General features: G+C 66.9%; 9 protein-coding genes. 5 read left to right on the forward strand and 4 right to left on the reverse strand.

The window, feature by feature from the left end; all coding sequences use genetic code 11:
* Positions 1-64 precede the first annotated feature (64 nt).
* From ON39_RS42720 to ON39_RS42730, 3 genes are all read right to left on the reverse strand, one after another.
* A complete protein-coding gene (locus ON39_RS42720; protein WP_083895051.1) occupies positions 65-691 on the reverse strand; it encodes a cytochrome b/b6 domain-containing protein in 627 nt (208 codons plus the stop codon).
* Complete coding sequence (locus ON39_RS42725; protein ID WP_246003206.1) at positions 678-1,319, reverse strand: molybdopterin-dependent oxidoreductase; 642 nt, start codon at positions 1,317-1,319, stop codon at positions 678-680. The genes ON39_RS42720 and ON39_RS42725 overlap by 14 nt, the downstream gene beginning before the upstream one ends.
* An 81-nt stretch (positions 1,320-1,400) precedes the next feature.
* Positions 1,401-1,970 (reverse strand): hypothetical protein, encoded by a 570-nt coding sequence (locus ON39_RS42730; protein WP_040742791.1) that lies wholly within the window; start codon positions 1,968-1,970, stop codon positions 1,401-1,403.
* A gap of 185 nt (positions 1,971-2,155) precedes the next feature.
* Between ON39_RS42730 and ON39_RS42735 the strand changes: the two genes are divergently transcribed.
* The 4 genes from ON39_RS42735 to ON39_RS51065 all read left to right on the forward strand — a co-directional run bounded on the left by ON39_RS42735 (position 2,156) and on the right by ON39_RS51065 (position 5,169).
* The gene (locus tag ON39_RS42735) at positions 2,156-3,007 is read left to right on the forward strand and encodes an alpha/beta fold hydrolase (RefSeq protein ID WP_051187826.1); all 852 of its coding nucleotides are present in this window, start codon (positions 2,156-2,158) and stop codon (positions 3,005-3,007) included.
* 34 nt (positions 3,008-3,041) lie between these two features.
* The gene (locus ON39_RS42740) at positions 3,042-3,488 is read left to right on the forward strand and encodes a VOC family protein (protein ID WP_040742774.1); all 447 of its coding nucleotides are present in this window, start codon (positions 3,042-3,044) and stop codon (positions 3,486-3,488) included.
* Between the two features lie 23 nt (positions 3,489-3,511).
* The gene (locus ON39_RS42745; RefSeq protein WP_040742775.1) at positions 3,512-4,969 is read left to right on the forward strand and encodes a dihydrolipoyl dehydrogenase family protein; all 1,458 of its coding nucleotides are present in this window, start codon (positions 3,512-3,514) and stop codon (positions 4,967-4,969) included.
* A gap of 65 nt (positions 4,970-5,034) precedes the next feature.
* A complete protein-coding gene (locus ON39_RS51065) occupies positions 5,035-5,169 on the forward strand; it encodes a hypothetical protein (RefSeq protein WP_255219346.1) in 135 nt (44 codons plus the stop codon).
* Positions 5,170-5,386: 217 nt separating this feature from the next.
* Here the strand turns inward: ON39_RS51065 and ON39_RS46580 are convergent, their stop codons facing one another.
* A complete protein-coding gene (locus tag ON39_RS46580) occupies positions 5,387-5,971 on the reverse strand; it encodes a DUF6506 family protein (RefSeq protein ID WP_051187827.1) in 585 nt (194 codons plus the stop codon).
* Positions 5,972-6,310: 339 nt separating this feature from the next.
* Between ON39_RS46580 and ON39_RS42755 the strand changes: the two genes are divergently transcribed.
* A complete protein-coding gene (locus tag ON39_RS42755) occupies positions 6,311-6,775 on the forward strand; it encodes a hypothetical protein (protein WP_051187828.1) in 465 nt (154 codons plus the stop codon).
* Positions 6,776-6,882: the final 107 nt, after the last annotated feature.

The following is a 6,882-nucleotide window of genomic DNA, read 5'->3' on the forward strand; positions in this document are numbered from 1 at the left end:
GCGCATACGGTGGCGCGCGCCGACTTCATCACCTGGGCCTGGCGTTTGCCGTGTGGTCCGAAACCTATTGAGGCCGGGCCGTTTTCGTCAGCCATTGGGGATGCTGCTCACCGGCCCAGTCCCGGTTGACATAGCCGGTCCGCATACCGCGTCGTGCTTCCGGATCCTGGAACGCCTTTCGAATGTGACCGGCCAGGACTGCCGCGATGGCCAACGCGAGGACGTCGTGCACGAAGATCGCGCTGGTCCGGGAGACAGCAGGGAGCAGATGGATGAACCACATCAGCAGGCCCGTCGACCCCATCACGAGCACGGCGCCGGCGATCCAGCCCGCGTAGAGTTTCTGCCCCGCGTTGAATTTGCCTGCGGGACGGTCCGCCGGTGCGGTCAGGCCCCGACGGACCGCGCTCAGCCAACGACGGTCGTACGGGGCGGAGCGGTTCAGCCTGCGCAGGTCGGCGCGGAAGGCGGGCGAGAACAATCCCAGCGGGACCGGCACGAGCAGGAGGACGCCCGACCACTCGTGGAAGGTCGCCACGATGTGCCTCTGGCCTACGAGTTGTGCCAATGGGCCGATATACAGGAAGGCCGCGGTGGTCGCGCACACCAGCATCAGTGTCGCGGTGGTGCGGTGGATCATTCGCTCGGCTCTCGTGAACCGCCGCACGTCGCGCCGTTCAGTGTCTGTCATCGAGCCAGCCGTCCACGTCGTACCCGCGCTCCTCCCAATAGCCGGGAACGACCCGGCTGGTGATCGATATGCCAGATAGCCATTTGGCAGACTTGTAGAAGTACATCGGCGCGACGTAAAGCCTGACCGGGCCGCCGTGTTCGTGCGTGATCGGCGCGTCCTGCATTCGCAGGGCCACCAGGACATCGGAGCGCCGGGCCTGCTCGAGCGTGAGGCTTTCGGTGTACGCGCCGTCGAAACAGGTGAATCTCAGCGCCTTTCCGCCGGTGCCGACCCCGGCGTCGTCCAGCAGGTCGGACAGTTTCACACCGTCGAAGGGCACCTTTTCGACGCGCCAGCCGTCGGTGCAGTGCACATCGTGGACGACGCGGGCTTGAGGCAATGCGCGCAGGTTCGCGAGTGTGTACGTGCGCGGCCGGTCCACCAATCCGTCGATTTTCAGCTCGTACTCGGTCTCGTCTTTGCGTGGAACCGAGCGGACGACGCTGTAGTAACGGAACCCGCCTGGATTGGGGAGCAGTCCGGTGAGGCCGGTCGGATCGTTCTGGGAAGCCTTGGCCAGCAAGCCTTCCCAGCCGGCTTGCAGGTACGGCGCTGTGATCAGCCCCGCCGCGCCGACGCCGAGCATGCCCAACAGTGTTCTCCGAGCGACGGGTGCGCCGTCCGGCATGTTCTCAGGATCGTTCTCGGGCATCTTCCGGCTCCTTTCTCAGCGGGTCCGGTGCTTCCAGACCAGTAGTGCGGCCTGCGCGAGGAAGAACACTCCGCCGCCCGTGGCATAGATGGCCAGCACGTTCAGTGCAGGCGAGTCACCGGTGGCCTGGGCGATGTAGGTAGCGCCGACCAGGAACGACAGTCCGCCGGAGATCAGGGTCGGCCATTGTTTGCCCCATACCGGGCCCCGCCGGTATATGCCGACGGCCAGCTGGGCGGCGCCGGACAGGACGGCCCAGGCGCCGAAGACTCCCAGCACCGCGGCCGTGCTGCCCGCGGTTGCGGCGATCCCGAGCGCGATGGCGATGACCGCGCTGAGAGTGCCGTTGACTACGGTCAATCGGCGTTCGGAGCCTTCGGGTACCGCGAGGAAGTCGATCAGCGACGACACGGCATCGATCAGCGGATAGACGACCAGCAGCGTCACCGCGACGGCATCGAGGGTGTCGTGTGCGGCGGAGAAGGCGATCGCCCACCCGATCGCCAGCACGCCGCGGCTCAGGTACAGGCGGATCAGCGACGAACGCTCGGTATTCGAATCGAGAAGAGCGGCAGTGGTGTTCATGAACCCCACCCTCGCGCCGGGCTGGAGACCCCCGCATCCGTCAGCTGACGGTCGCCGTGACGTAGGCCATCGGGCGGCGCGATGACGTACGTCGACGTCGGCGTCACCTGACGGATGTGCCACCCGGCCCTGGCGACGACAGTGGATTCGTACAAGCCGCATCCACTGCTGAAGGACGAAATTCCATGGTCTACAACGGAAAGGGCCGCAACAAGCGACGCGCTACTCGGGCTGCGGCCGTGCTGGTAGCCGGTGTTGCGGGCCTGAGCCTCGCTGTCGCCTGCTCCTCGAACACCGTCACGCACGCCGGTCCCGACGAGGACGCGCCGCGACCGACCATCGTGCTGGAACACGGCGCGTTCGCCGACGGATCCAGCTGGAACGATGTGATCGCGAAGCTGAGCAAGGACCGGTATCCCGTGGTGGCGGCGGCCAACCCGCTGCGTGGCCCGGGCAGTGACGCCGCCGCGTTGCGCAGCGTGATCAGCCACATCGACGGGCCCGTCATCCTGGTCGGGCATTCCTACGGCGGCTCGGTCATCAGTGCCGCAGCGGCCGGAAACGACAAGGTCAAGGGGCTCGTTTACGTGGCGGCGTTCCTGCCCGCGCCGGGCGAGACCGCGCTCGAGCTGACCGGCAAGTTCCCGGGCTCCACGTTGCCGGGAACCTTGAATCCGGTGCCGTTCACCAATGCCGACGGCAGCGCAGGCACCGACCTCTACATCCAGCAGGACAAGTTCCCGGCTCAGTTCGCGGCCGATGTCCCCGCGGATCGCGCCGCCCTCGCCGCCGCGACGCAGCGGCCGATCGCCCAGTCCGCGCTCGAGGAGAAGGCCACGGTCGCGGCCTGGAACGAGAAGCCGAGCTGGGACATCGTCACCACCAAGGACTTGAACATCCCGGTCGCGGCGCAGCGCTTCATGGCCGAGCGGGCGCACGCGCAGGTCACCGAGGTCGACGCCTCGCATTCGGTCGCGGTCTCGCATCCGGATGTGGTCGCCAAGGTGATCGAACAGGCCGCCGCGGCCGCGCACTGAACCGAAATCCCTACCGCCACAGGAGAACCCGATCATGGATATGAAACTGGAAGTCGTCGTGCTGCCTGTCGCGGACGTCGATCGCGCGAAGGCGTTCTATGCCGAGCAACTCGGATTCCGCCTCGACGCCGACTTCACGGTGGACGACAGCTACCGCGTGATCCAGGTGACCCCGCCCGGCTCCGCGTGCTCGCTGATCTTCGGCACCGGCGTCACCGCCGCCGCGCCCGGCTCGCTGGACGGCCTGCACCTCATCGTCACCGATATCGAGAAGGCCGCCGCCGAACTCACCGAACGCGGTGTCGCCGTCGACGGACCGTTCCGGGACGCGAGCGGTGTCTTCCATCACGCCGGATCCACCGGCCGCGTCGCGGGCGTGCACCCCGAGCGCCGCAGCTACGGCTCCTTCGCCGCCTTCCACGACCCGGACGGCAACGGCTGGTTCCTGCAAGAAATTACGCAGCGCGCACCCGGTCGCTGACCCCAGAACCCCGAAAGCACACCATGTCTGACGAGAACATCCAGACCTATGACGTCATCGTCCTCGGGGCCGGGCCGGTCGGCGAGAACGTCGCCGACCGCAGCAGCGCCGCCGGACTGCGCACCGTCATCGTCGAATCCGAACTGGTCGGCGGCGAATGTTCCTACTGGGCTTGCGAACCCAGCAAGGCGCTGCTGCGTCCGGCTCTGCTGTACGGCGAGGCGGCGCGGTTCCCGAGCGTCGCGAGCGCGGTGACCGGACCGCTCGATGCCCGTGAGGTCCTGAAACACCGCGACCGCATGGTCGCCGACTGGAACGACCAGGGCCAGGTCGAATGGCTCGAATCCGCAGGCATCGCACTCATTCGCGGCCACGGGCGACTCGACGGTATCCGGCAGGTCACGGTCGAAACCCCGGAGGGCGGCATCGTGCGCCTGCACGCCCGGCACGCGGTCGCGGTCTGCACCGGCACTCGGGCTGCGCTGCCACCGCTGCCGGACCTGGACACGCTGCGGCCGTGGACGAGTCGCGAGGCCACCAGCGCCAGGGAGGCGCCGCAGCGACTCGCCATTCTGGGCGCCGGTGTGGTCGCGGTCGAAATGGCCACGGCCTGGCGGGCTCTCGGCTCCGAGGTGGTCCTCATCGCCCGGGAGCCGCGGTTGCTCACCCGTATCGAACCCTTCGCCGCGGACCTCGTGGCCGATCGGCTCCAGGTGGCGGGCGTCGAACTGCGCTTCGGCTCGGGCATCGCGACCGCCGAACGGGCGGGCGGCCCGGATGACGGTGTGCATCTGAGCCTGGACGACGGCACCCGGATCGTTGTCGACGAGCTGCTGCTCGCGACCGGTCGTGCGCCGCGCACCGACGACATCGGCTTGGAGACAGTCGGTTTGGACGCGGGGGAGTGGCTCACCACCGATGACACCTTCACGGTGACCGCGGTCGAGGGCGAATGGCTCTACGCCGTCGGTGATGTCAACCATCGGGCACTGCTCACCCATCAGGGCAAGTATCAAGCGCGGATCGCGGGTGCTGTCATCGCCGATCGGGCGTCGGGCGGGCAACTCGATACATCTCCCTGGGGACGGCACACCGGAACCGCCGATCTACACGCCGTCCCGCAGGTCGTGTTCACCGATCCAGAGATCGCCGCCGTCGGTCTCACCACCGCGGACGCGGAACGGGCGGGCCGCAAGGTCGATGTCGTCGACTACGAGATCGGCCGGGTCGCCGGTGCGATCCAGCATGATCCGGACTATCGCGGGCAGGCGCGCATCCTCATCGATCCCGAACGCCGGGTGATCGTCGGGGCCACCTTCGCCGGAGCAGGCGTCGCCGAACTCCTGCATTCGGCCACCATCGCCATCACCGGCGAGATCACCCTGGACCGCCTCTGGCACGCGGTGCCCTCGTTCCCCACCATCAGCGAGGTGTGGTTGCGGCTGCTCGAGACCTATCGAGATGAACGTGCGAAGGTTTAGTGGATCGCGGCCGCGCACAGGAGCTTCGGAAGCCGATCCGGATCGGAGCTCCGTAGCGAGATGAGTTGCGCGCCAGTTGTATCCCCGGACTCGATGCGCTCGGCTCCCCCGACCTCATCGACGAGCGCGCCGGCCTGCCGAAGGTGACCGTCCCGGCACTGGCGCGGGAACTGCACGACCTCATCCCGGTTCGCTACTAGTGATCCTCGAAAACAGCGGCTACATGGGGCATCTGGAGGAAACCTTGCGTTTCACCGACGCCGTCCGGGACTTCGTCCTCTCCACACAATCTCTGCCATCGCCGAGCGACGGCAGTACCGAAAGGTCCACGAGATGAAGCGGCAATACCCCGAACAACGCGACCGCGGCCCGCCTCCCCGCCCTCATCGAGGACCTGACCGTAGTCACATCGTCTACTCAGGCCGAGGGTGGGTAGCTCGGCAGACCCACGGCTGCTCGGCCGCCTACCTTTTCGAGAACGGCTGCGGCCCAATCGGGTCCGACGCCGCCGTACAGCTCGACCAAGTGCAAGCCTGCCGGCTCATCGGCCAGTGCGGCAGCGATGTCCGCTGCCTCCGTGGCGTTTCGGGCCGCGGCGAACACCGTGGTCAAGGTACCGTCCTGCCGGGTTGCACGATCGGTCGCCGGATCGGCCTCCGGTGACAGGTAGATAAAGGCACCGCGCTGAGTCGCGCCTTGCTCATAGCGCTGGTTGAAAGCGTAAGCCGGGGCGAGGGATTCGATGCCGTAGAGGATGGCCCACACCGGCGTCCGGTCGCCGATCGCGGCAAGCGCGGCGGCGTGCAACGGCAGCCCGAATCCGCCACACAGCTCGATCAGCTCGACCCCGTCCTCCGCCAGACCCACCGCGACCTGGAGCCCGACCTCCGGACCGGGGACCGCGATGAACACGATCTGCCCGCCGGACCACCGCGTCACCAGTCGGTCGGTGTCCGGGTTCGCCTCCACGGCCTCGTAGATCACTGCCTTCGTGTTGCTCATCGTTGCCCCCGCTATCGCTTCCATTCGGTACTTCGATTGAAGCATGGTCGTGGTTGTAGTGATTCGGGAAAGGGGGGCGTGTGCCCAGCGGCTGGCCCTTCCCGGTGCGCGTCAACGGTGCGAAAATTGGTCTGTTACGCAACGGAGGCTGGGGGACTGGTGAAGGTGGTAGCCGCCGGACGCCAGTGGAACGGGTAACAGGTCGGCCGGCGGGGTGGTCGGCTCTGTGGTCGCGACGGCAGAAGGCCGCACGGCGGGGGTGACTGGCGTGGTGTGTGAGCTGCGGTGGTCCATGCACACCAGGAATCGCCACGAGGACCACGGCGAAGGGAGAGGCAAATGCGTTCTTATAGTCCGGACGAGTTCGTTTCCAAGTTGTCGGCCGACGAGCTTCCGGAGGCTGAAGAGGTGAAGATTCTCGGTTTGGCGAAAGTCGCCGACGAGCCGTCGGGCTTGTACTTCACCAGCTCCACTTCGTGCGAACGTTGGTCGCGCGTTCCTGTCGAATTGGTCGAGTCGATACAGCACGTGGCGACGACGACGTGCGCGGACCACACGCATCCGGTGGTGGCGATCACGTTCAAGCAGCCCGATGAGTCACGGCCGGAGCTGGCGTTCCTTCTGAGCGTGCTCTCGGCGACTCAGCGTTCGCTCTCTCGTGCGCTGAGCGCGGCCAGCAAACAAACCAGTTCCGTGGTGTCAGGGAATGACTGCACGGATTGCCAAATCGTGAATACCCCTGAGGGCCTTCAAGTGTGCTGTTGGTGCCCCGGCAACGAGATCGTCTGCACCGGTATCGCGTAGTCCACACGGAGTCGGCGCACACGCGAGTCGCGGGGTGGCAAGCCAGGCAATCGAAGGCACGGTGGGACACACCCCGCACCGAGGTTGCCTAGCAACGGCTACAGATG

It is taken from the genome of Nocardia tenerifensis NBRC 101015 (assembly GCF_000308715.1).
Classification (GTDB): Bacteria; Actinomycetota; Actinomycetes; order Mycobacteriales; family Mycobacteriaceae; genus Nocardia; species Nocardia tenerifensis.

Bases quoted from the DNA above. Each gene is read 5' to 3' on its own strand.
- ON39_RS42755 (WP_051187828.1), top strand. From the start codon at position 6,311: ATGCGTTCTTATAGTCCGGACGAGTTCGTTTCCAAGTTGTCGGCCGAC.
- ON39_RS46580 (WP_051187827.1), bottom strand. From the start codon at position 5,971: ATGAGCAACACGAAGGCAGTGATCTACGAGGCCGTGGAGGCGAACCCG.
- ON39_RS42720 (WP_083895051.1), bottom strand. From the start codon at position 691: ATGACAGACACTGAACGGCGCGACGTGCGGCGGTTCACGAGAGCCGAG.
- ON39_RS42730 (WP_040742791.1), bottom strand. From the start codon at position 1,970: ATGAACACCACTGCCGCTCTTCTCGATTCGAATACCGAGCGTTCGTCG.
- ON39_RS42740 (WP_040742774.1), top strand. From the start codon at position 3,042: ATGGATATGAAACTGGAAGTCGTCGTGCTGCCTGTCGCGGACGTCGAT.
- ON39_RS42745 (WP_040742775.1), top strand. From the start codon at position 3,512: ATGTCTGACGAGAACATCCAGACCTATGACGTCATCGTCCTCGGGGCC.
- ON39_RS42725 (WP_246003206.1), bottom strand. From the start codon at position 1,319: ATGCTCGGCGTCGGCGCGGCGGGGCTGATCACAGCGCCGTACCTGCAA.
- ON39_RS42735 (WP_051187826.1), top strand. From the start codon at position 2,156: ATGGTCTACAACGGAAAGGGCCGCAACAAGCGACGCGCTACTCGGGCT.